This window comes from Arthrobacter sp. MA-N2, assembly GCF_000517125.1.
Lineage (GTDB): Bacteria > Actinomycetota > Actinomycetes > Actinomycetales > Micrococcaceae > Arthrobacter > Arthrobacter methylotrophus.
The window spans coordinates 180,162-203,150 of sequence record NZ_KI912155.1 but is presented as its reverse complement, the minus strand read 5'-3'; the positions used below and the strand labels follow the sequence as shown (position 1 = coordinate 203,150).

General features: G+C 64.0%; 23 protein-coding genes and 1 riboswitch. Of the genes, 5 read left to right on the top strand and 18 right to left on the bottom strand.

What is annotated here, in order from left to right:
- Window positions 1–38 precede the first annotated feature (38 nt).
- The 4 genes from A3M3_RS0101300 to A3M3_RS0101285 are packed head-to-tail and all read right to left on the bottom strand — an operon-like array spanning window position 39 to window position 3,656.
- On the bottom strand, window positions 39–494 hold the full coding sequence (locus tag A3M3_RS0101300; protein WP_028264805.1) for a MaoC family dehydratase: 456 nt from the start codon (window positions 492–494) through the stop codon (window positions 39–41).
- 38 nt (window positions 495–532) lie between these two features.
- Window positions 533–1,777, bottom strand: a complete 1,245-nt coding sequence (locus A3M3_RS0101295; protein WP_028264804.1) for an acyl-CoA dehydrogenase family protein — start codon at window positions 1,775–1,777, stop codon at window positions 533–535.
- A gap of 1 nt (window position 1,778) precedes the next feature.
- A complete protein-coding gene (locus A3M3_RS0101290) occupies window positions 1,779–2,663 on the bottom strand; it encodes an amidohydrolase family protein (RefSeq protein WP_035741191.1) in 885 nt (294 codons plus the stop codon).
- A 39-nt stretch (window positions 2,664–2,702) separates the two neighbouring features.
- Window positions 2,703–3,656 (bottom strand): SDR family NAD(P)-dependent oxidoreductase, encoded by a 954-nt coding sequence (locus A3M3_RS0101285; protein WP_028264802.1) that lies wholly within the window; start codon window positions 3,654–3,656, stop codon window positions 2,703–2,705.
- 124 nt (window positions 3,657–3,780) lie between these two features.
- Here A3M3_RS0101285 and A3M3_RS0101280 point away from each other — a divergent pair, with 124 nt between their 5' ends.
- Entirely contained in the window at window positions 3,781–4,251 is a 471-nt protein-coding gene (locus tag A3M3_RS0101280; RefSeq protein WP_028264801.1) for a MarR family winged helix-turn-helix transcriptional regulator, read from the top strand.
- A 98-nt stretch (window positions 4,252–4,349) separates the two neighbouring features.
- The gene (locus A3M3_RS0101275) at window positions 4,350–5,348 is read left to right on the top strand and encodes a S1C family serine protease (protein ID WP_155854256.1); all 999 of its coding nucleotides are present in this window, start codon (window positions 4,350–4,352) and stop codon (window positions 5,346–5,348) included.
- A gap of 31 nt (window positions 5,349–5,379) precedes the next feature.
- Here the strand turns inward: A3M3_RS0101275 and A3M3_RS29210 are convergent, their stop codons facing one another.
- On the bottom strand, window positions 5,380–5,514 hold the full coding sequence (locus A3M3_RS29210) for a hypothetical protein (RefSeq protein WP_269317238.1): 135 nt from the start codon (window positions 5,512–5,514) through the stop codon (window positions 5,380–5,382).
- Between the two features lie 135 nt (window positions 5,515–5,649).
- The gene (locus tag A3M3_RS0101265; RefSeq protein ID WP_028264799.1) at window positions 5,650–6,024 is read right to left on the bottom strand and encodes a hypothetical protein; all 375 of its coding nucleotides are present in this window, start codon (window positions 6,022–6,024) and stop codon (window positions 5,650–5,652) included.
- 81 nt (window positions 6,025–6,105) lie between these two features.
- Between A3M3_RS0101265 and A3M3_RS0101260 the strand changes: the two genes are divergently transcribed.
- Window positions 6,106–7,551, top strand: coding sequence for an MFS transporter (locus A3M3_RS0101260; protein ID WP_035742055.1), 1,446 nt, complete (start codon window positions 6,106–6,108; stop codon window positions 7,549–7,551).
- 27 nt (window positions 7,552–7,578) lie between these two features.
- Here the strand turns inward: A3M3_RS0101260 and A3M3_RS0101255 are convergent, their stop codons facing one another.
- The 7 genes from A3M3_RS0101255 to A3M3_RS0101225 form a co-directional block, all read right to left on the bottom strand.
- Window positions 7,579–8,292, bottom strand: coding sequence for a metal-dependent transcriptional regulator (locus A3M3_RS0101255; protein ID WP_028264797.1), 714 nt, complete (start codon window positions 8,290–8,292; stop codon window positions 7,579–7,581).
- 29 nt (window positions 8,293–8,321) lie between these two features.
- Window positions 8,322–9,077 carry a class I SAM-dependent methyltransferase gene (locus tag A3M3_RS0101250; protein WP_035741184.1) on the bottom strand — a complete coding sequence of 252 codons (756 nt, stop codon included), beginning with the start codon at window positions 9,075–9,077 and terminating at the stop codon, window positions 8,322–8,324.
- A 70-nt stretch (window positions 9,078–9,147) separates the two neighbouring features.
- Window positions 9,148–10,554, bottom strand: a complete 1,407-nt coding sequence (locus A3M3_RS0101245; RefSeq protein WP_028264795.1) for an aminotransferase class V-fold PLP-dependent enzyme — start codon at window positions 10,552–10,554, stop codon at window positions 9,148–9,150.
- Window positions 10,555–10,589: 35 nt separating this feature from the next.
- Window positions 10,590–10,702: riboswitch (SAM riboswitch) on the bottom strand.
- 159 nt (window positions 10,703–10,861) lie between these two features.
- A complete protein-coding gene (gene hisN, locus A3M3_RS0101240) occupies window positions 10,862–11,674 on the bottom strand; it encodes a histidinol-phosphatase (protein ID WP_028264794.1) in 813 nt (270 codons plus the stop codon).
- 78 nt (window positions 11,675–11,752) lie between these two features.
- Window positions 11,753–12,868: a ribosome small subunit-dependent GTPase A gene (gene rsgA / locus A3M3_RS0101235; protein WP_028264793.1), complete on the bottom strand. Its 1,116-nt coding sequence runs from the start codon at window positions 12,866–12,868 to the stop codon at window positions 11,753–11,755.
- A gap of 2 nt (window positions 12,869–12,870) precedes the next feature.
- Window positions 12,871–14,265, bottom strand: coding sequence for a 3-phosphoshikimate 1-carboxyvinyltransferase (aroA, locus tag A3M3_RS0101230; RefSeq protein ID WP_028264792.1), 1,395 nt, complete (start codon window positions 14,263–14,265; stop codon window positions 12,871–12,873).
- A gap of 6 nt (window positions 14,266–14,271) precedes the next feature.
- Complete coding sequence (locus tag A3M3_RS0101225) at window positions 14,272–14,787, bottom strand: DoxX family protein (protein ID WP_028264791.1); 516 nt, start codon at window positions 14,785–14,787, stop codon at window positions 14,272–14,274.
- Window positions 14,788–15,015: 228 nt separating this feature from the next.
- On the opposite strand from A3M3_RS0101225, the gene A3M3_RS0101220 reads away from it, so the two are divergent.
- Together A3M3_RS0101220 and rsrA are read left to right on the top strand one after the other, a co-directional pair.
- Window positions 15,016–15,855: a sigma-70 family RNA polymerase sigma factor gene (locus A3M3_RS0101220; RefSeq protein WP_028264790.1), complete on the top strand. Its 840-nt coding sequence runs from the start codon at window positions 15,016–15,018 to the stop codon at window positions 15,853–15,855.
- Entirely contained in the window at window positions 15,852–16,109 is a 258-nt protein-coding gene (gene rsrA, locus A3M3_RS0101215; protein ID WP_028264789.1) for a mycothiol system anti-sigma-R factor, read from the top strand. The genes A3M3_RS0101220 and rsrA overlap by 4 nt, the downstream gene beginning before the upstream one ends.
- Window positions 16,110–16,189: 80 nt before the next feature.
- On the opposite strand, the gene A3M3_RS29425 is transcribed toward rsrA, so the two are convergent.
- From A3M3_RS29425 to A3M3_RS0101195, 5 genes are all read right to left on the bottom strand, one after another.
- Window positions 16,190–16,264 carry a 50S ribosomal protein bL37 gene (locus tag A3M3_RS29425; protein ID WP_369299106.1) on the bottom strand — a complete coding sequence of 25 codons (75 nt, stop codon included), beginning with the start codon at window positions 16,262–16,264 and terminating at the stop codon, window positions 16,190–16,192.
- Between the two features lie 110 nt (window positions 16,265–16,374).
- Window positions 16,375–16,989, bottom strand: coding sequence for a PadR family transcriptional regulator (locus A3M3_RS0101210; RefSeq protein WP_028264788.1), 615 nt, complete (start codon window positions 16,987–16,989; stop codon window positions 16,375–16,377).
- A complete protein-coding gene (locus tag A3M3_RS0101205; RefSeq protein WP_028264787.1) occupies window positions 16,989–17,837 on the bottom strand; it encodes a DUF4097 family beta strand repeat-containing protein in 849 nt (282 codons plus the stop codon). Before A3M3_RS0101205 ends, A3M3_RS0101210 begins: the two co-directional genes overlap by 1 nt.
- A 101-nt stretch (window positions 17,838–17,938) precedes the next feature.
- The gene (locus tag A3M3_RS0101200; RefSeq protein ID WP_028264786.1) at window positions 17,939–18,538 is read right to left on the bottom strand and encodes a GDSL-type esterase/lipase family protein; all 600 of its coding nucleotides are present in this window, start codon (window positions 18,536–18,538) and stop codon (window positions 17,939–17,941) included.
- A 143-nt stretch (window positions 18,539–18,681) separates the two neighbouring features.
- Window positions 18,682–22,494, bottom strand: coding sequence for a multifunctional oxoglutarate decarboxylase/oxoglutarate dehydrogenase thiamine pyrophosphate-binding subunit/dihydrolipoyllysine-residue succinyltransferase subunit (locus tag A3M3_RS0101195; protein ID WP_028264785.1), 3,813 nt, complete (start codon window positions 22,492–22,494; stop codon window positions 18,682–18,684).
- Between the last annotated feature and the right edge of the window lie 495 nt (window positions 22,495–22,989).

The following is a 22,989-nucleotide window of genomic DNA, read 5'->3' as shown; positions in this document are numbered from 1 at the left end:
TCCTTAAAGCAGGGGGGAGGGGCTATGTGAAGAACGGTCTATTTGTAGAAGCGGGCGAGGAATTCGGCGACGACGGCGGGGCGTTCCTGGTCTTCGATGTTGATGGTGGCGTTGACTTTGATCTGGGCGCCGCCTTTGACTTCGGTGACGTCGGTGATGGTGGCTTGCATGCGGACTTTGGACCCGGCCTTGACTGGTGAGGTGAAGCGGACTTTGTCCAGGCCGTAGTTGACTTTGGTGGTGACGCCGTCGACGTCGAAGAGCTCGCCCCAGAAGGGGATGATGAGGGAGAGGGTGAGGAAGCCGTGGGCGATGGGGGCTCCGAAGGGGCCGTCCTTGGCGCGTTCGGGGTCGGTGTGGATCCATTGTTGGTCGTCGGTGGCGTCGGCGAAGAGGTTGATTTGTTCCTGGGTGATTTGGCGGTAGTCGGTGGTGCCGAGGTCCTTGCCGGTCAGGGTGAGCAGGGTGTCGAAGTCGACGACGAGACGGGGCATGGGGGTCTCCTGTGGTTGGTGGTGGGTGAAGGGGGGGGTTAGCGGGTGAAGGCGCTGTTGCCGGTGAGGGCGCGGCCGATGATGAGGGCGTTGATGTCGTGGGTTCCTTCGTAGGAGTAGACGGCTTCGGCGTCGGCGTGGAAGCGGGCGACGTCGGTGGCCAGGGTGATGCCGTTGCCGCCGGCCACTTCGCGGGCGAGGGCGACGGTTTCGCGCATCAGCAGGGACGTCTGCATTTTGGCCAGGGCGGAGTCCTGGTCGCGGTAGGTGCCGCTGGCTTGCTGTTCGGTCAGCCGGATTACGAGGGAGAGGGAGGCGGTGAGGTTGCCGAGCATGCGGGCGAGTTTTTCCTGGACGAGCTGGAAGGATCCCAGCGGGCGGCCGAATTGCTGACGCTCGGTGACATAGGACAGGGCGGCTTCGAAGGCGCCGGCCTGGATGCCGGTGGCGATCCAGGCGACGTCCGAGCGCATGGCCCGCAGCATCGCGGCGACGTCTTTGAAGGAGTTCACGTTGTGCAGGCGCATGGATTCGGGGACGCGGACGCCGGTGAGGGTGATGTGCGCGTTCTGCATCATCCGCAGGGCGGTTTTGCCGTGGATCTTCTCCAGGCTCACCCCGGCCGCCTGACGGTCCACGAGGAATGCTTTGACCTGGCCGTCGGCGGTGTCGCGGGCGAACACGGCCAGCACGTCGGCGGTGGAGGCGCCGCCGATCCAGCGTTTGGCGCCGTCCAGGACCCAGGTGCCGCCGTCGGGGTCTGCTTCGAAGCGTGCTGTCGTGGAGAGGCCGCCGGCGATGTCCGAGCCGTGTTCGGGTTCGGTCAGGGAGAAGACGCCTTTGAGGGAGAAATCGATGACGCGCGGCATCCACCGGGCCTGCTGTTCGGCCGAGGCACCGACGCGGATGGCGGTGCGGAAGAGGCCTGCCTGGGCGGTGTACCAGGTGGCCAGGGAGGCGTCCGTGCGGGCGAGTTCGAAGACCCGGAAGCCCTGGTAGATCCCGCGGGCCGGGGTACGTTCTGCACCTTCGGCGCCGGGTCCGGTGAGTTCGGCCGGTTCCATGAGGTCCAGGTCGATCAGGGGCCGGGCGAGTTGTTCGGGGAATTCGCCCCGTTCCCAGTACTCGGCCAGCAGCGGCTTGGCCTCGGCGTCCAGGAAGTCCCGGAGCCGGGCCAGGACCCGGCGCTCGTCCGTGGTGAGGAGGGACTCGGCGTCGTACCAGTCCGCAACGGAGTAGAGCCGCTCCTGGACGGTGGTTTCCCTGGCGGTGTCCGTGCCCATTTCAGGCTCCCAGTCCGAGGAGGCGGACGGCGTTGTGCTTGAGGATCTTGGGCCGGACCTCGTCCTTCAGGGGCAGCTCGGCGAAGGCTCCGAGCCATTTCTGCGGGGTGATGAGCGGGAAGTCCGTGCCGAACAGGACTTTGTCCTGCAGGACCGAGTTGGACATGCGCACCAGGGACTCGGGGAAGTATTTCGGGGACCAGCCGGAGAGGTCGATGAACACGTTGGCTTTGTGGGTCGCGATGGAGTTCGCTTCGTCCTGCCAGGGCACCGAGGGGTGGGCCATGATGATCTGCAGGCCCGGGAAGTCCGCGGCCACCGCGTCCAGCAGCAGCGGGTTGGAGTAGCCCAGCTTGATCCCGTACCCGCCGGGCAGCCCGGCGCCCATGCCGTTTTGGCCGGTGTGGAAGATCGCGGGGAGTCCGAGTTCCTGCAGGGTGTCCCAGAGCGGGTAGAACGCCTCGTTGGAGGGATCGAAGCCCTGCAGGGAGGGGTGGAACTTGAAACCGCGGGCACCGAGTTCGACGGCCTGGTGCTTGGCGCCCGCGATGGCCTCTTCCCCGGTGCGGGGGTCCACGCTGCCGAAGGGGATCAACACGTCGTTGTTCCTCGCGGCTCCGGCGATCAGCTCCGGGATGCTGTTGGGTTCGTGCTTGAGCTGGGTGCGGGCGTCCACGGTGAAGACGACCGCGGCCATGTTCAGCCCGCGGTAGATCTCGGCGATCCGGTCCAGCGAGGGTGTGCGGTCCCCGGCTTTGAAGTACTTCGCCGAGGCTTCCGTGAGGGCCTCCGGGAGGGATCCGTGGCCGTGGCCGTCCACTTCGAGGTGGACGTGCATGTCGATCGCATCGAGTTTGGCGGCATCGATGCCCGGTTCATAACGCATATCGATTTCCTTAGCAGTCAGTGGCCAGAGCGCGGTGGGCTAGCGGGCGGGCGTTGCCGAGGCGCCGGCAGCTTCGGGCTTGAGCTCGGCCGGCAGCGGCAGGAATTCCTCGCCGTAGCCCTGGAGTGTGTCCTGGTTGAACAGTTCACCGGCGTTCCCGCGCAGGGCCTCGTAGTCCCAGCCTCCCTCGCGGTATTCGGTGGTGGCCGGTTCCGGGTGCGTCCAGACCTGCAGGCGGTCCCCGCCCGCGCCGATCGCCTGGCCGGTAATGTTCGCGGCTTCGTCGGAGGCGAGGAACGCGACCAGGCCCGCGACGTCCTCTGCCGTGCCGAATCCGAGCTCGTGGCGGAAGAAGGACGGCATGGCCTCCCCGCGCTCCTCGGCTTCCACGGCCTTCTGGAAGTACGGGACGGTCTTGGTCATTGCCGTGGCCGCCACCGGGATCACGGCATTGACGGTGACCCCGGCCTTCTTCATCTCCAGGGCCCAGGTCCGGACCATGCCCACGATTCCGGCCTTGGCCGCGGCGTAGTTGCTCTGGCCGAAGTTCCCGCGCTGGCCCGTCGGGGAACCGATCGTGATGATCCGGCCCGGGATGCTGTTTTCCTTGAAGTACCCGAACACCTCCCGGACGCAGGTGAAGGTGCCCTTCAGGTGCACGTTGATCACCAGGTCGAAATCCTCATCAGTCATCTTCAACAGCGACTTATCGCGCAGGATCCCGGCGTTGGTCACCAGGATATCCAAACGGCCGAACGCCTCGAGGGCACCGGACACGAGCGCCTTCGCGGCCTCCGTGGTGCCCACCGGAACCACGACGGCGGTGGCCTTGCCGCCGTCAGCCTCGATCCGCGCGACGGCCTGCGCCGCGGTCCCGGCGTTCACGTCATTGATCACGACGGCGGCACCCCGGCGGGCGAGTTCCCTCGCGTAAGCCAGGCCCAGACCCTGCCCGCTGCCGGTGACGATTGCTACTTTGCCGTTCAAGCTCATGCCGCGCTCCTTTGCCCGTTCCCTGTGCATCCGGCCGCTCGGCATGGGATGCTGTTCTTCTTCCATGAGAATACGTATAGTTGAAAATGTCAACGATTGATTTTGAGGATTATTGGAGTTTGTTATGACGATCGAAGCGAAGGCCGAGCAGCACCCGGCCGCGAAGGACCGGCTGGCAGACGCTCCGATCAGCCAGGACGCGGGTTTCCTGCTGGCCAAACTCCACGCGGGCGGCTCGGTCGTGAACAACCGGGCGCTTGCGGAGTTCGACCTCAAGGAACGCTCGTACTCGGTGCTGATCCTTGCCGACAGCGGACTGGAGCCCACCCAGCGGGAGCTCGCGGACTTCCTCAGCCTCGATCCCAGCCAGATCGTTGCCCTGGTGGACGAACTGGAAAAACGCAAGCTCGTGACCAGGGCGCCGGGCAAACAGGACCGCCGCGCCAAGACCGTGACAGCCACCGCCAAAGGCAACCAGCTCCTGACCCAAGCCGCCATCGCTGCCCGCCACGCCGAGTCCGAAGTCCTCTCCGCACTGGACACCAACGAAACCGCGCAACTCAAAGCCCTCCTGCGAAAAGCACTATGGGGCTAGGTGGGTAGCCCTCAGTTCACCCACGGCGTAGGGCGGAACGGACTAAGGCCGGCAGTGTTTTCGTTGATATAGACACCACCGGTTACAGGAGGTGCACGATGAGTACGTTGCCGGAACAGAATTTTCCCGAGGACATGCCTGATGCCCTGTCGGACGAGGAAGCCTTGGATGCCTACTCGCGGACGGTCATGCGCGTCGCAGAGTCGGTCACGCCGCATGTTGCGGCTTTGGAAATGAGTAGCCCGCGAAGGAACGGCCAAGTCAGGATCGGAGGCGGATCGGCCGTGGTGTTCACGGGGGACGGCTATATGCTCACCAACGCCCACGTGATCTCGGGACTCCGTTCAGGGCGGGCGATATTCGCGGACGGCACGCACACCGACGTTGAACTCGTCGGTGCCGATCCTTTGTCCGACCTCGCTATTGTCCGTGGGCATCGTGCCCCGCCGCCTGCCATTCTGGGCAACGCGGAATCTTTGCGCGTGGGCCAATTGGTGATTGCCGTGGGCACCCCACTGGGCCTGGCAGGATCAGTGACTGCCGGCGTCGTCAGCGGCCTCGGACGGTCCATCCCGGTGAGGTCTGGACGTCACAGCAGGGTCATCGAGGACGTCATCCAAACGGACGCCGCATTGAACCCAGGAAATTCCGGGGGTGCCCTGGCTGATACAAAGGGGCGGATCATCGGAATCAATACCGCCGTGGCCGGCCTGGGGCTCGGGCTCGCGGTTCCCATCAACACCACGACTCAACGGATCATCGCTGCCCTGCTCAAAGACGGCCGTGTGCGCCGCGCCTACCTTGGCTTGGTGAGCACCCCTATTCCGTTGGATGCGAGCGCGGTCATCCGGACAGGCCAGAAAGAAGCGCTCCGGGTGGTGGAAGTCATCGCAGGATCCCCGGCGGAGCGGGCCGGGCTGCTTGCGGGCGATCTGGTCCTGAGCGCCCAATCGCGTGCGGTATCCAGTGCTGAAAGCCTTCAGAAACTCCTGTTCTCCCAGGCAATAGGGGAGCCGTTCCCCCTGACCGTCCTGCGAGAGGGCGTCATCCACGGATTGGTGGCGGTGCCAAGCGAAATGACCGACACTGACTCATGAGAACAGCCGGGGCCATCATGCCCCGGCCGCTTTACTTCTTCCTCAAGTGGGCCACAGGGTCCACGCCGGTGTCGGAATCGTGCTTTGCACGCTTCGCTGCGCGTTTCTCCTTGATGGACTTGATACTCTTCTTCGTCTCGTGCTGGTGAGGCGCTTTGTCAGGCATGTCATGCTCCCTAACTACGGGTCCTCTATGGAGACCCTGCAAAGAGGGTCCTGAAGGGCCCTCTCCTTGTAAGTTACGCCTGTTTCAGGCGAAAGCAACCAGGCGCCGGAGGCGCCAGAAGCAACGCCCAAGTAACTAGCCTTCGGACGCCGGGAGGTCCACGAGGCCCACGAACCGCGAGCCGATTCCTTCGTACTCGCTGCGGACCTCGCCAGGCAGGATTCCGGGAACCTCGCTGTTGCGATGATGCCCGCAGAAGACGTAGGTGAACTCCGGCCACCATTTCTTGGGACGCACGGCCTCGGTGTAACCGCACACGACACAGCTCAAGTGCACCCAGACGGGTCGTTTGCCGGTGCGGTTGGCTCGCGATTGGACGAGCCATTGCGGGGGGTTGTCCTGCAACTCGTCCAGCTCGGCCTGGGTAAGCCTGGGCGGGATGCCGTGGCGCTGGGCCATTTCCATCGGAATATCAAGGGCCAGTGCGGCGTCACGTCTGCTAATCACCATTCAACGATACGGGACTGTGGCCGTGGCGGGGTCGCGCAGGAATCCGGGCGGTGGACGGTCCAGCCGGGGTAGGCTGTGCTCATGACTGATGCAGCCGCGCTGCTGCCAAGTTCACCGCTGCAAAAGCGGGTCCTTGTTGTGGCCATTGTGGCGTCCTTCATTGCCATATTGGACGGCTTCGTGGTGAACCTGGCCCTCCCTGCGATTGGTCGCGAGCTCGGCGGCGGACTCGTCATCCAGCAATGGGTGGTGGATGCCTACCTTTTGACCTTGGGTGCGCTGATCCTCGTGGCCGGGTCCTTGTCCGACCATTTCGGCCGGGCGCGCATCCTGGAATGGGGACTGGCAGGTTTCACCCTGACCTCCGTCACATGCGGCCTCGCCTGGAACGGCGAGGTGCTGGTGGTATCTCGGGCCCTGCAGGGGATCGCCGGGGCGCTGTTGGTTCCGAGTTCCCTCGCCATGATTGTCACGTTCTTTTCGGGACCGGCGCAGTCCAAAGCAATCGGCCAATGGTCCGGTTGGACCAGCGCGGCAGCCATCGTGGCTCCGCTCATCGGCGGCGCCTCCGTCGACCTGTTGTCCTGGCGGGTCATCTTCTTCATCAATGTCGTCCCGGCCGTCGCTGTCTGGCCGATCCTCGCGGGACTGCGGAAGTCCGATGCCGCCACGGATACGAGCAAGAAGATTGACTACCTGGGCGCGTTTTTGGCCATGGTGGGACTTGGCGGCCCGGTCTACGCATTCATCGAGCAAGGGCGCATGGGCTGGGGAAACATGGTGGTCTGGATGCCCCTCGCGGTGGGTGCCGTTGCCTTGACCCTGTTCCTGATCCACGAATCCAGGACCCAGGAACCCATGCTGCCCCTGCGGCTCTTCGGTATCCGCAACTTCGGCTGGGGGAACATCGCCACCTTGGCTATTTATGGCGCCCTCTCGCTGGGTTTCTTCGCCGTGGGCATTTATTTACAGCAAGTGGGGGGAATGAAGGCGACGACTGCGGGAATTGCGTTGCTTCCCGCGACTGTCCTCCTGATGCTGACGGCCTCGTTTTTCGGCGGACTGGCTGGCAAATACGGTCCGCGATGGTTCATGACCGCCGGGCCATTCATTTGCGGAATCGGTTTCCTCATGACGCTGGCCGTCCAAGAGCCGTTGAACTACTGGACCCAGGTGCTACCCGGGCAGATCGTCTTCGGCATCGGGCTCAGCACCCTGGTGGCCCCCCTCACCGCGGCCATCCTGGGGGCCGTGCCCACCGAGGAGGCAGGAATCGGTTCAGCCGTGAACAATGCGGTGGCCCGCATTGCGGGCTTGATCTGCATCGCCTTCGCCGGGCTCATCATCGGTCCGGTCTTCACCCGCCAAGGTCTGATGAACGCTGTGGTCGTCACGGCCGTCCTGTTCTTCATCGGGGCGGCGGCATCCGCCGTCGGGATCCGGAACCCCGTCTCGGGAGCTGCACCGACAAGGCCCCCGCAAGGCCCAGCCCCCGACGACGGCGGGACGGCGACCCAGCGGGCCTAGGACCGGGCGGTCCAAGACACCGATTGCTCAGCGGTCCGCGAGGATGCAACCTTCGTGGGAGGTGTCTGTAGCTACCCACAGGGCGGAGGCGACCTCGTCCGCGAGGTCGTAATCCCGGCTGCCGGGGCCCTTTCCGATCCGGACCACGAGCGCACCGCCGAACGGTTTGCGGCCAATGACCTGGATAGTGGCATCCAGATCGATTTCTTCGGCGGACAGGTACCGCAGCAGCTCGGGGTTTTCGTCGCTGATCCGGGTGATTTTCCCGGAATGGCCGTCGTCTAGCTCGATCATCCGGTGTGCGTGCGGCAACGCTATGGACCCTTCGGCTGTGGGGATGGGGTCACCGTGCGGATCGCGCGCGGGATTGCCCAGCTTGGCAGCCATGCGATCGATGAAGGTGTCCGAGACGGCGTGCTCGAGCAATTCGGCCTCGTCATGGACTTCGTCCCAGCTGTAACCAAGTTCCCGCACGAGGTACGTCTCGATGAGGCGGTGCCTGCGGACCATGCCCAAGGCAAGCTGAATTCCCCTGGGCGTCAAAGTAATGGCGCTGTAGGGCTGGTGGTCCACCAGACCTTGGTCCTTGAGCTTGCGGACCATCTCCGAAACGGAGGAATTGGCCACGCCAAGCCGCTGCGCCAACTGGGTGGACGTGATGGGTTTGTCCTGCCACTCCGTAAAGGAGTAGATGACCTTGACGTAGTCCTCGATCGAGGAGGAGAGCGCACTGGTCTTCACGGTTCCAAGCCTATCGCGAACCAGCGGGCTCAGGCTTTCCAGGCGCGCCAGCTCTGCGTGAGATACGGCAGGGGGATGAGCTCGCGCTCAGCGTGGCCCAGATGTTCGAAGAGATACCAGTGAAGATTCCCCATGACCTTGGCCCGGGTGGCATCATTTGCCCTCAGGTAGTAGCTGCGCGACTTCGCCAGTTCCAGGATATCGGCCGGGGTCACGGGATCCTCCCAATGCGTCAGGTGACTTTCGAGGCCGGCGAACTCCGGCCCCACCACAGGCCGGAAGCCCGGCTTGTGGACATCACCGGCATGCATGATGCGGGACAAACGGTGGACCCAGGGCGCTGAAGTGTCCAACTGGTTCCAGATCAAGCCGATCACCCCGGCGGGGCGCAGGATCCGGGCGATCTCGGTGCTGGCCGCGAGGGGATCGCACCAGTGCCAGGCCTGGGCAACGCAGACGACGTCGAATGCTGAATCGGCCAGTCCAGTTGCTTCGGCCGTTCCCTCCAGAGCGAGCACTTGTGGAAACGTTTTGCGTAGTTGCGTGAGCATGTCAGTGGACGGGTCCACTGCGGAGACGGCCAGCCCGCGCTCGAGGAGCAGCGCCGTGAACTTTCCGGTGCCGGCGCCCAGATCGGCTGCGTCCCGTGCGCCTTCCGGCAGGAGCCAGTCGGCCGAATCCGCAGGGTAGCCGGGCCGGACCCGGTCATAGTGTTCTCCGCCGTCCTGGAAACTCTGACCGAGTTCAAGGCGCCGTTCGTCATGGAGCTTGGGGCCGGCTGACATGCCTTTGGGTCGCGGGGCCACGCAGGGACTCCTTCTGAGGGCGTGAAAATACCCTACGAATCTACCGCAATCAGTCGGTGCTGCAGGGCGCTGCCCCTGCGGTCCCAGGAGTGTTGGGGGCCCACTCCGGGTAGCTGCGGTGGTCGTTTGCGGGGACCCAGCGGCCGGCGTCCACGACGTAGTCCCAGCCGAGGCCGTTGGACTTGAGGGACTGGATGCCTGCGATAAGCCGGGTTGCGTCTTCCAGCCGAGAACCCACGCCGAAACTCGCCCGCAGCGAACCGGAGGGAAGCCCGAGACGCTTGAGCAGCGGATGCGCGCAAAAACGACCGTCCCGCAGGCCGATCCCGTGCTCGGCAGCAAGATAGGCGGCCACCAGGCCGGCGTCGTAACCCTGAAGCGAGAAGTTCACCACGCCGATGGTGTCCTGGGGAGGAGTGTCTTTGAAGATTTGGTGCACGGTCACGCCGTCGATTTCCCTGAGGCCCTCAACAAGGTGCGAGCGGATGGCCGCTTCATGGGCGTGCCATTCGTCGTGGTCGAGGCCGGCAATGACCTGCGTGGCCCGGGCAAGCGTGGCAGCGCCGAGCACGTTCGGCGAACCGCCCTCGTGCCTGGCCGGCCCCGTGGCCCAGCTGACGGAATCAAGGCGCGCTTCGCGGACGGCCCCGCCTCCAGCCAGGTGTGGCGTTCCGGCGTCGAGCCAATCAGGACGGCCAACCAAGACCCCTGCACCGAACGGTGCGTAGAGTTTGTGCCCCGAGAATGCCAGGTAGTCAACATCCGCGGCAGCGATGTCGATTCGGCGGTGGGGGGCGAGCTGCGCCGCGTCTACCACGATCCTGGCGCCGAATTCGTGGGCGAGGGCAGCGAGAGTCTTGATGGGGAGGATTTCGCCGGTCACATTCGAGGCACCGGTGACCGCCAAGAGGCTGACTCCACCCTGGGAAAGGGCCGTTCGGACATTGGCTACAGTCTCGGTCAAAGTTCCGGCCGCAACGATGCTGCGGTGGGGGACTCTTTGCCACGGCAGCAGATTGGCGTGGTGTTCGATGTCCAGGTAGAGGACCTCGCCGGCGTGCCGGCCGTCCTCGAGGGGCAGGCAACCGGCCAGGAGATTGAGGGAATCGGTGGTGTTGCGGGTGAAGATCACGGAATCGTCCGCGCGCCCGCCAACGAAGTCACGGACGATGTTGCGGGCGTTCTCGTAGACCGACGTGCTGATCTGGGAGGCGTAGCCTGCGCCGCGGTGGACACTCGCGTAGTACGGGAGGATTTCGTTGAGGTAGGCGGAAACCACGGTCAGGGCAGGTGTCGAGGCGCCGTAGTCGAGGTTGGCGTAGCGGATGTGTCCGCCTTGGATCAGGGGGGCCTGCAGTTCCGCGCCGGTAACGGCGGCCAACGGGCGCGACGCTGGATGCGGGGATACGCCATGCTGCTGTGGGATGGCGGGAGATGTAAACGTGGCTGTGCTCATGGGACCTCACTCAAGAGGGACCCCTGCGTGCAGGGGGTCCGCGCTTGCCGTATCCGTTCCGGACCGGCCGGGTCGTCACCCGGGGCACCCCGCCGCGATGGAGGGTTGCCGGCCAGCAAACCGGGGTTTCGCGCTGGCACTCGTGACCTGTAAAGAGAGTAGGACACCTGCGGAGCCGGTTCCAATGTGACCCGGATTGTTAAGCCGATTGTTACAAAGCCGGAAAGAGTGCCTTTTTTCGAAGAAAAAGCGGCGGACGCCCCGAAAAGGTGGCGTCCGCCGTCGTTTGTTCAGTGAGAAGACTATTTCAGAAGAGGTCGTCGAGTTCCGGGTTGAGCCTCTTGAGGACCTCTGAGTGCAGGATCGAGTTGGTGGCAACGGCGTTTCCGCCGAACGGTCCGTCCGCCCCGTCCAGGGACGTGAAGCGCCCGCCGGCTTCGGTCACGATCGGGACCAGTGCCGCCATATCGTAGATCTGAAGTTCCGGCTCGGCGGCGATATCCACGGCGCCCTCCGCCACCAGGCAGTAGGACCAGAAGTCGCCGTACGCGCGGCTGCGCCAGACGTCGTTCTCAAGGCCGAGGAAGTTGTCCAGCGAACCGTGCTCCTTCCATTCGGAGAGCTCCGAATAGGATAGCGAAGCGTCTTCAAGCCGCGACACGTTGGAAACCTTCAGTCGGGTGGCCGCGGCAAGCGACCGGCCCATGTAGGCGCCGGAGCCCTTGGCTGCCCACCAACGCTTGCCGAGTGCGGGAGCGCTGACAAGCCCCACAACGACCTCTCCCTCATCCACGAGGGCGATCAACGTTGCCCAGACGGGAACGCCACGCACAAAGTTCTTGGTCCCATCGATAGGATCGATGATCCAACGCCGCGAGCCGTGGCCGGTGCTGCCGAATTCTTCCCCAAGAACGGCGTCGCGGGGGCGGGAACGGGAGAGCTGCCCGCGGATTGCTTCCTCGGCGGCTTTGTCGGCATCGGTGACCGGGCTCAGGTCGGGTTTGGTCTCCACCTTGAGGTCCAGTGCCTTGAACCGTTCCATGGTCAGGGAATCGACGGAGTCGGCCAGGACATGGGCCAGCCGCAGGTCGTCGTTGTAGCTCGAATCGGGTTGGGTCATGGTTCCAAACTACCGTCTATTTGCAGGTGAAACGGGGAGGTAGGACGGCAGGGGGCGTGCAGTCAGTCGACCCCACTGTTAATTGACCGTGCCGAGTTCCTTCGCCTCCTGGGCTTCCATGCGCGGGTCCGCACCGAGGAGCCGACGCAACGACGCGAGGCGCGCGGCGCCCGACTCGCCGGCATGGCCATCAGCCACCCAGGAATCCAGGCCGCAACGAACGGCGGCGGCATCGTGTTTACAACCTCGCTCGCACATTTCCGTTCCGGGTTCCAGGTCCGGGAAGGCATGCAGGATGCGGTCCGGGTTCACATGGGCCAGGCCGAAGGAGCGGATGCCGGGCGTATCGATGATCCAACTGCCGCCAGGGGCGTCGCTGAGCTTCAGTGCAAGCGCAGAGGACGAGGTGTGCCGTCCGCGACCCGTCACGGCGTTGACCCCGCCCGTGGCGCGCTCGGCCCCGGTGAGGGCATTCACCATAGTGGACTTCCCGACGCCGGAATGGCCGAGCAGTACGGTGACCTTCCCGTCGAGGTAGTCCCGCAACTGGCCGACGGCATCGCTATCGAGGCGGGCGGACAAACCGTCGTCGGATCGTGCATCGATGCCGGAGGCGCCTGCGTCCGCCGTCCGGCTGATGATGATGGGGAAACCCAGGCTCACGTAGTTGGAGAGCAGTTCTGTCGGATCCTTTACATCCGCTTTGGTGACGAGCAGCAGCGGATCGATTCCGGCGTCGTACGCCGCCACCAGGGCGCGGTCGATAAATCCGGTCCGCGGTTCCGGGTTGGCGGACGCAACCACCACTACGAGCTGGTCTGCATTCGCGACCACTGCCCGTTCGATCGGGTCCGTGTCATCGGCGCTTCGCCGCAGGAGGGTTTTTCGCTCTTCGACGCGCACGAGGCGGGCGAGAGTGTCCGGTGCCCCGGACACGTCGCCGACGAGTGCCACGAAGTCTCCGGGAACCACCGGGGAGCGCCGGAGTTCCCGGGCACGGGCCGCAATGACGATGCGCTCATTGTCCGAGCTTTCGCCTACTATCGCGGTGTAACGGCCGCGGTCGACCGTAACGATGCGTCCGATCACGGCGTCGTCGTGGCTGGGGCGATCCTTCGTGCGGGGGCGTGAGCCCTTCTTGTTGGGGCGGATCCGTACATCGGACTCATCCCAGGAGCTTGCGTCGCGAGCCATCGTCAGTTGCTTGTCTCCGTTGAACCAGTGTCCGCGGCCGCTTGGCCACCACTGAGCATCGATGCCCAGATTTGCGGAAATTCGGGCATGGTCTTGGACGTGGTCGCGATGTCTTCAACCTGGACACCATCGACTGCGAGCCCCAGGATGGCGCCGGCCGTCGCCATCCTGTGGTCGGCGTAGCTGTGCACGACGCCGGCATGCAGTGTTGCGGGACGGATCACCAAGCCGTCGCTGGTTTCCTCGGCGTCACCGCCCAACCGGTTGATTTCGGCAACGAGTGCGGCGAGCCTGTCCGTTTCGTGTCCGCGCAGATGCGCGATGCCGGTGAGCCGGGAGGGGCCTGAGGCGAGAGCGCACAATGCCGCAACGGTGGGGGCAAGCTCACTGGTTTCGTCGAAGTCCCCGCCCAGGATGTCGGAACCGCCCCTGACTGTCAGCGTGCCGTTATCCAACGTGACAACGGCGCCCATAGCGGCAAGAATGTTCCGCCAGAGATCGCCGACCTGAGTGGTGTTCGTTGGCCAGTTGGGGATGCGGATGGTCCCCTTGGTGGCCAACGCCGCAGCCAGAAACGGACCGGCATTGGAGAGATCCTGCTCGATCCTTTGATCGAAGGCTTGAATGGTGCCCGGGGACACCCGCCAATGGTTCGGCACGGAGTCGTCGACCTGCACACCCACGCCGCGCAGGACCGACACTGTCATGCTGATGTGGTCGAGGCTGGGTACGGGCTTGCCGACATGCTCAAGGTGAAGGCCCTCGTCGAAGCGGGCACCCACCAGCAGTAGTGCGGAGACGAACTGCGAAGAGGCGCTCGCATCGATCACCAAGTGGCCACCACGAACAGAGCCAGTACCGGAGACCTTGAATGGCAGGGAGCTAGCCGTTTGCCCGTCCACACCGCTGACTCCCACTCCGAGGGTTCGCAGGGCTTCGATGATGGTGCCCATGGGACGGTTCCGGGCGTGCGGATCGCCGTCGAATACCGTAGCGCCGTTGCGGAGCGCAGCAAGGGGCGGCACGAAGCGCATGACCGTGCCGGCAAGGCCGCAGTCGATGGCCGTCTCTGACGCTGCGATCGCCGGGTCGACGGGAGTTACTTCAATATCCGGGCCGTACTGGCCATCGCCGGGAACCTCCGTAACGGTGGCGCCCAGCTGGCGCAGGGCTTCGACCATGAGCGCCGAGTCCCTGGAGTGCAGGGGAGCCCGCAGCCTGGATGGCCCGTTGGCCAAGGCCGCCAAGACGAGATAGCGGTTAGTCAGCGACTTCGAACCAGGAACCGTGACCGTGGCATCTACCGGGCGGTTCGCGAAAGGCGCGGGCCACAGAGGGGGCGAGGAGGCCGGGCTGCTGCCTGAATCGTCTGTCTGCGTGGCGGGGGTTCCTGGCATGCTTCCTTATGCTCCAACTGCGTTGTCTACGGCCTTGCGGACGGCCCGGTCTGTTTTCTTGATCTGCTTTCCCGTGGCCTTCTTGGCGTCCATGGCGAGGTGCTCGGCGCGCCATGCGAGGCTGGGTTTGCCCGCAGTGTCGACGGCGGCAAGAAGAACGCCGCCTGTCAAGGAAATGTTCTTGAGCAACTGGGCGCGGCGGCCGAGGCGGCCTTCCTTGGTGCTGATGTCCGCGGAACGCCATTCAACAAAGGCGTTGAGGACCGAGATTCCGGCAAGCAGCGTGGCCGAGAACCGGGAGCACTTGCCGAGGGCCAGCATCGCACCGGCGCCTACCTGCGTGCCGCCGATGACCCGCGCAAGCAACTTTTCGTCAGCAGGGAAAGGCAGCGACTTAGCGGCGCGGCGCAGCAGCGGAGAAAGCTGCTGGGCAGTGTCATCCGCATTCTTGAGCTTGTCCAGCCCGGCGACGACAAAGCTGGACGCCAACATTGGCCTGGCGAGAAAACGGACGAGGGACATATTTGCCTCCTGGGGGGCTTGCCACAATGGTCAGGTGGTGCTGCGTTCAAGTGGTGCTGCGTTCAAGTGGTGCGGGGTTCACGGGGTGCAGTCGGTTCTAGTCTTGCATCTTTGCGGAATATTTGCCCGGAGCCTGCGGTTGTGAAAAGAGGGTGCGGTAAGGGCTGGACCTTCGGTTGAGGTGTGTGTTGGGCGCGCCTGTGACACAAGTGGAGCGGAGTTGGTTTTTTGACCCTGGTTAAGGACCGCGAGGAACAGCTTGCGCCCGGGCGGGGGCTGCCGATGAACTCCCGGCGCGTGACAGTAGACTTGGATGCAATGAGCACCATGGATCCGGCCGCAGCGGCCACGTATAAAGCAGCGACGGACGTCGCGGACACGACGTCCGTGGACGACGCAGCCGTTGAGGCCGACGTCGAGATTGCCGTTGACTTTGCAAACGAGACCCCCGAGCAGCGGAGGGCGCGCTTCGAGCGCGACGCCATGCAGTATGTCGACCAGCTGTATTCGGCCGCCATGCGCATGGCCAGGAATCCGTCCGACGCGGAGGACCTGGTCCAGGAAGCCTATACCAAGGCTTTTTCGGCATTCCACCAGTACAAGCCGGGTACCAATCTCAAGGCGTGGCTGTACCGCATTCTGACGAACACCTACATCAACCTTTACCGGAAGCGGCAACGCGAACCGCTGCAATCGAACTCGGACACGATCGAGGACTGGCAGTTGGCGCGGGCCGAATCCCATACGTCCGCGGGGCTCCGCTCTGCCGAGGCGGAGGCGCTCGATCATCTGCCGGACTCGGACGTGAAGAGCGCCCTGCAGTCCATACCGGAAGAATTCCGGCTCGCGGTGTACTTCGCCGACGTTGAGGGCTTCGCATACAAAGAGATATCAGACATTATGAACACCCCGATCGGGACGGTCATGTCCCGGCTTCACCGCGGCAGGAAAATGTTGCGCGATCTGCTGGCGGACTACGCTGCAGAACGGGGAATCAGCGCCGGCGCCGATGAAAAGGCTTTGGCCGTGGGCGCGGCCGCAAGCAAAAAACAGGAGAAAAGGAAATGAGCTGCCAAGGATTGGGCGACTGCGACGATGCTCGGATGCAGCGTATCTATGAGTACCTCGATGGTGCGTTGACGCGCGAGGACATCGCAGAAATCAAAGTGCATCTGGAAGACTGCCCGGAGTGTACCGAGCAATACGACCTTGAGTGCGTCATCCGCACTGTGGTCAAGCGCTCCTGCACGGAGGCTGCTCCCGAGAATCTCAAGAACTCGATCCTTGACAGGATCCACGCGATGAAGTCCGTGGACGTCTAAAGATTCTGGAACGGCAAGGGCCCCGGAAACCTGATGGTTTCCGGGGCCCTCCGCATTAAGTCTTACGCTAAGCCGCTGGCTTAGGTGTTGGGACGCTTGCCGTGGTTTGCGCCGCCGCGCTTACGGTCACGACGCTTACGTGCACGCTTGCTCATAGCTGGCCTCCTTAGATTCTTGATACTCAATAAAGCTGCCCTCCAGTCTCCCACATCCGGGGGCCGCCCCGCGAACCGCGCGGGACCCGGGCTCGCGCGGAAATTCGTGCTCAGTCCCTGAGGGAATTCAGGATGGAGATCCTGGCTTGGTCCAGGACGGTGCGTACGGTTTCAAGGGCGACCGGAGTCAAGGCCTTGGAGACCGCGTGCTGCCGCAGCTCGATGCGGAGGTCGTCACGGAAGGATTGGACCATCAGCTCGGCCTCCTTGAGGATGCGTTGGCCCTCTGGCGAGTAGCTTCGCGCCCACGACTGGAATTCCGAGGTCTTCGCATTGGCGCGCGCAGCCTCCGCGGTTGCGGCCAGGTCCGCGCGTAGGCCACGCATGTTGCTGCGGATGTCCTCGCGGAGATTGTCGGCTAACCGCCGGACGGAGGCAGAAATGTTGTCTTCGACGTCGGCCAGTTCCTGCCGCCGGCTGTTGAGCTCGGCCAGCCCTGCCGCAGTGATGGAGTAGTTGGTGCGTCGTCCATCGCTGCTGGTGGCAACCAGCCCTTCCTCCTCAAGTTTGCCGAGGCGCGGATAGATGGTTCCGGCACTGGGGGAGTACGTCCCGCCGAAGCGTTCGCCAAGGGCTTTGATGAGCTCGTAGCCGTGCTTGGGCCCCGATTCCAGGAGTGCCAGCAAATAGAGCCGGAGGGCGCCGTGGGCAAAGACGGGCGGCATCAGAATGCCTTCTCTCCGGGGACTGAGCGCGCTGGCCCGGGCGCCGGTGCGCTCCCGTGGATGATGCAGATCTTGCCCGAGACGGAATTTGCGCGCACCACCATCAGCTGCTCGTCCGGACCCGCGATGGTCTGGACCTTGCCGCCTGGCTGTGCGAATAGCTGATCATCGATCATCACGGTGCCGCTGGCCGATTTGGCCACGATATCCACGCCGACGTCGTGGGGCAGACGGATGGTGAGGTCGCCCGAAACCGAATTGGCTCCGAAGTCCTGCGTGTAGCCGTGGAGGTCGAAACTCAGGTCGCCGCTCACGGTGTTGGCCCGGATGTTCCTGAAGCGGCCCGAAGCCGTGACCTCGCCCGAGACGCTCTTGGCGGTCATGACGCCGTCGTGGTTCCGGGCGATCACCTCGCCGCTGACGGTATTGACGTGAAGCTCGCCGTGCGTGCCGTCCGCAAGCACGGACCCGGATACCGTGTTGAGGCGGATGTGTCCATTGACGCCCGACACCATGCCGTCGCCACTCACGGTTCCCGCTTCGACGTCGACGCCGGCCGGCAAGGCAATGCTGATGACGATCGTGTTGGCGCTGGTGTTGTTGACGGTCCCCATCAGGTTGCGGAACCAGCCCTGTGCGCCGTGCAGTTGGTGGCGCACCTCGAGACGGCCGTCAACGAGGGTGACGCTCAGCGGATCACCGTCGAGTTCGGAGACTTCGATCCTGGTGATCGGCTCGTCATGGGTGACGACGTCGAAGCGGCCCTTGACGATGCCCAGCTTGAGCGAGCGGACGCCGTCGACCTCGATCGTCTGCGGGCCGGTGACGGTCCAGTTTTCTTCTGACATGACCCCTCCAAATATTGCGATATATCGCGTTTATGAACTGACGATATATCGTGACTTGCGGTTTGGCAAGCCCTTCTGCGCGGGGAGCTGTTTGTTTGGGCCTATTCCGGCTGGGCGATCCTCAGCCACTGGAACCAACCGCGGTGCAACACAAGCCACGCCATGAGTCCGTAGCCCGCCTGCCCAGGGGTGCCGCCGTTCGCTGCAAGATCGGTGCGCCACTGCTCGTGGTTGAGCAGGGGCGAGAACGTATCCACGTACTGGTGGTTGCGGCGGGTGGTCACGTCGGCGAATGCGGCATTAAGCTCGGCGATCCGGCGGTTCTGGGCCGGGTCCAACCTAGGTGGCGGACCGACGACGAACACTTCGATGTTGCTTTGGGAAGCCCCGTCCAGGATATTGGCCAGATTGAGGCGGCTCCGCGCGGTGGATACGCCGAATTCGACGTCCCGGCCGGACAAACCGATGACGAGGCGGTTCTCGTGGAGATTGCTGAAACGACGTCCGGCTTCGTCGAGCCAACGCCCTGCCAGGCCCTCGGTGCCCTCCATCGGGCAGGGAAGAGAGTAGCACTCCACCAGAACGGCGTCTTGGGGAGTACGGGCGAGAACCCTTCCGAGCCAACCCAGTGCCCTGGGGTCACCGAGCCCGGCGAGCAGTTCATCACCAACGGCTGCGATGCGCAGCTTCCTGTCTTCCACAGTTACCTCTTCACCAAACGTTGCGGTTCTTGCACTGTGCCCGGTCGGCGGCAGGATTGCCGGACACCTGTTCCATTAAACAGAACTGCCCGGCTGGAAACGGGTATTGAACCTCCAGCCGGACAGCCTTCTTATATGAGGGTTTACTTGCGCTCGAATGCTTGCTTGAGCAAGGCAGCCTGCTCGGCGCTGTGACGCTTCATGGAACCGGCCGCCGTGGAGGCCGATGCTGGACGTGAAACGAGACGGACCTTGCGGTCCAATGCCTGCGGCAGGTTCAGGCCGATGAACGGCCACGGACCCTGGTTGGCGGGTTCGTCCTGCGCCCAGACGATGTCGGCATTCGGGTACTTGGCCAGTTCCGCCTCGATCTGGGCCTGGGGCAAGGGGTACAGCTGCTCCAGGCGGATGATCGCCGTCGAAGCGTCGCCGGTCTTCTGGCGGTTCGACAGCAGGTCGTAGTAGAGGCGCCCGGAAACCAGGATCACGCGATCCACGTTCTGGCCCTGAAGGGGCTCGTGCTCGCCGATGACCGGCTTGAACCCACCCGTGGTGAAGTCCTCCACCGCCGAAGCTGCAGCCTTGAGGCGCAGAAGCTGCTTCGGGGTGAAGACGATGAGCGGCTTGCGGGGACGGCTGTAGGCCTGGCGGCGCAGCAAGTGGAAGTGCGAGGCAGCCGTGGTCGGGTTGGCCACGATCATGTTGTCTTCGGCACAAAGCTGCAGGAAACGCTCGATGCGGGCGGACGAGTGGTCCGGTCCCTGACCTTCGTAGCCGTGCGGAAGCATGAGCACGAGCGAGGAACGCTGGCCCCACTTCTGCTCGGCCGAGGAAATGAATTCGTCGATGATGGTCTGTGCTCCGTTGACGAAGTCACCGAACTGGGCTTCCCACAAGACCAAGGCATCCGGGCGTTCCACGGAATAGCCGTATTCGAAGCCCATGGCTGCGTATTCGGACAGCAAGGAGTCGTAGATCCACAGCTTGGCCTGCTTGTCGCTCAGGTTGCCCAGCGGCATCCATTCGCTGCCGTTCGCGCGGTCGTGGAAGACGGCGTGGCGCTGCACGAAGGTGCCACGGCGGGAATCCTGGCCGGCGAGGCGGACAGGGACGCCCTCCATGACGAGCGAACCGAAGGCCGCGATCTCGCCGAAGCCCCAATCAATACCGCCTTCGCGGGACATCTGCTCGCGCTTTTCAAGGAGCTGCTTGAGCTTGGAGTGGACCGTGAAACCTTCCGGAATATCGAGGTGTGCCTGGCCGATCTTCTGAAGCATTTCTGCCGAAATGGCCGTAGTGGCCGGGGCGTTGGTGCCGACGTCCGCCTGCTGGGCAATGGGACGCTCGATGTCCGAGACCGCAGCAGAGTCTGCCGTGATGATCGGGATGGGCGACGTCTGAGCGGCGTGGGTCTCCGCGAATACCCGCTCCAGGCGTTCCTGGTAGTCGCGCAACAACTGCTCGGCTTCGTCCTCGGTGATGTCGCCACGGCCGATGAGGGATTCCGTGTAGAGCTTGCGGACGGAGCGTTTTGCTTCGATCAGGTTGTACATGAGGGGCTGCGTCATCGAAGGGTCGTCGCCCTCGTTGTGTCCACGGCGGCGGTAGCACACCATATCGACAATGACGTCCTTGTGGAAGCGCTGACGGAACTCGTAGGCCAACTGCGCGATGCGCACTACGGCCTCGGGGTCGTCACCGTTCACATGGAAGATGGGGGCCTGGATCATCTTGGCTACGTCGGTGGAGTATGTCGAAGAGCGCGAGGACGACGGTGCGGTGGTGAAGCCGACCTGGTTGTTCACGATGATGTGGATGGTTCCACCGGTGCGGTAACCGCGCAGCTGGGACAAGTTGAGCGTTTCGGCCACCACGCCCTGGCCGGCAAAGGCAGCGTCGCCGTGAACCATGATGGGCAACACGGGGAACGCTTCGCCCTGGTCCAGCCGATCCTGCTTGGCACGGACGATGCCTTCAAGGACGGAGTCCACCGCTTCAAGGTGGGACGGGTTTGCGGCGAGGTAGACCTTGGTCTCGTTGCCGTTGTCCGAGGTGAACGTGCCCTCGGTGCCGAGGTGGTACTTGACATCGCCCGAGCCCTGCACGGAGCGGGGGTCCTGGGTGCCTTCGAACTCCCGGAACACCTGGGCGTATGTCTTGCCAGCGATGTTCGTGAGCACGTTGAGGCGGCCACGGTGGGCCATGCCGATCGCGACTTCGTCGAGTCCGTCGTCGGCCGCGTCGGAAATGATGGTGTCCAGCAGCGGAATCAGGGATTCGCCGCCTTCGAGGGAGAAGCGTTTCTGGCCTACGAACTTCGTCTGCAGGAAGGTTTCGAAGGCCTCCGCAGCGTTGAGCTTGGAAACGATGCGAAGCTGCTCTTCGCGGCTCGGCTTCGAGTAGGGGTGCTCCACTTGGTCCTGGAACCACTTGCGTTCTTCGGGCTCTTGGATGTGCATGTACTCAATGCCCGTGGTGCGGCAGTAGGCATCGCGAAGAACGCCCAGGATGTCGCGGAACTTGAGCATCGGCTTTCCGCCGAAACCGCCGGTGGGCCACTCGCGGTCCAAGTCCCACAGGGTGAGGCCATACGTCAGGACGTCGAGGTCCGGGTGCTTGCGCTGCACGTACTCAAGGGGGTTCGTATCTGCCATGAGGTGGCCGCGGACCCGGTACGAGTGGATCAACTGCTGGATGCGGGCAACCTTGTTGATCTCGTCGGCTGGGTCGACCTGGAGGTCCGGGCTCCAACGGACGGGCTCGTAGGGAATGCGGAGCGCTTCGAAGATCTCATCATAGAAGTTCTGGGCGCCGAGGAGGAGCTGGTGGACGAGCTTGAGGAACTCGCCGCTTCCGGCGCCCTGGATGACACGGTGATCATAAGTGGACGTCAGCGTGAGGATCTTGCTGATGGCGTTCTGGGCGATGATCTTCTCGCTCGCGCCTTGCCATTCGGCCGGGTAGTCGAGCGCGCCGACGCCGATGATGGCGGCCTGGCCCTTGGAAAGGCGGGGCACGGAATGCACGGTGCCGATGCCGCCCGGGTTCGTCAGCGAGACGGTGGTGCCAGCGTGGTCGTCCGCCGTGAGCTTGCCGTTGCGTGCGCGCTTGATGAGGTCTTCGTAGGTGTGCCAGAACTCGGCGAAGTTCATGGTTTCGGCCTTCTTGATGTTGGGGACCATCAGGAGGCGGGTGCCATCGGGCTTGGGCATGTCAATGGCGATGCCGAAGTTGACGTGCGCGGGCTGAACGGCAACGGGCTTGCCATCCACTTCGTCGTAGTACACGTTCATCGACGGGAACTGGGAGAGAGCGCGGACCACAGCATAGCCAATGAGGTGGGTGAAGGAGACCTTGCCGCCACGGGCGCGGGCAAGGTTGGAGTTGATGACGACGCGGTTGTCGATCAGGAGCTTGGCGGGAACGGCCCTGACGCTGGTGGCGGTGGGAACTTCGAGGCTCATGACCATGTTGGAAGCGATGGCCTTGGCGGGACCGCGGAGGACCGAGACAACGTCCTCTTCCGGAGGAGTGGGTGCCTTGGTGCTCTTGGGGAGCTGTGCCGGGATCGGCTGTGACTGGCTGCCGTCGGACGGCTTCTGTGCGCCGTCCTTGGCGACAGTGGCCGGAGCCTTCTTGACCGGTGCTGCGGGAGCAGCCGGAACAGTGGTGGCCGGGGCGGGAGCGGCTGCCGGTGCAACCACGGGCGCAACCGGCGTCATTGCCGTTGCTGCGGCCTGTGCCACGACAGGAAGTTCACGAGTGGGAGGGTTTGCAGGGGTTGCGGATGTTCCGTTGGAAGAAGTGCCGTCAGCGGTGTCGAAGGACTCGAAAAGCGGCCACCACTTGGCGTCGACCGAATTCTTGTCCTGCTGGTACCGCTCGTACAGTTCGTCAACGAGCCACTCGTTTCCGCCAAATTCCTCGGGTAGACGGTGGCTTGGCTGCTCTGGCACTTGAAATACGCCTCTTCCATGAGTGTTGATTTCCAGCTGGCCCGAGAAAATGCAGGGTGCAAGGCGAGCCAGAGTCTGGGTCCCGCGAACTCAGACCCTAGCCAGTCTAGTGACGGGCGGCAGCTATCTGCCAATAGTGGTGACCTAAATCATGCCAATCCCGACGCCTGTCGGCTTCAGGATCATGGCGGGATCCTCCTTCCTTGGTTTCATACCCCGGTTTAAGCGGATGCAGGCCTTGTTGCGGGCGGGTGAAGCCGGGTGGCAGCCGGACTGTAGACTGGGATTCTTATGGACAGTAATTCTAGGTGCCGGCCTGGGAGCTGCAGGGGGAGCCGTCTGGCGATCCCTTCGCAGCGCACCCGTCGAGCCGGCAACACCCGTACACATGCCCATCAAACCCCGGAGCTCCAGGCCGACAGTTCAGCGGAGCGTTCAGCCGCTGCGTCCGACCAGCCCCCGCCGGGTCAATCAGCCCCTGGCCTTCCGGGGCTG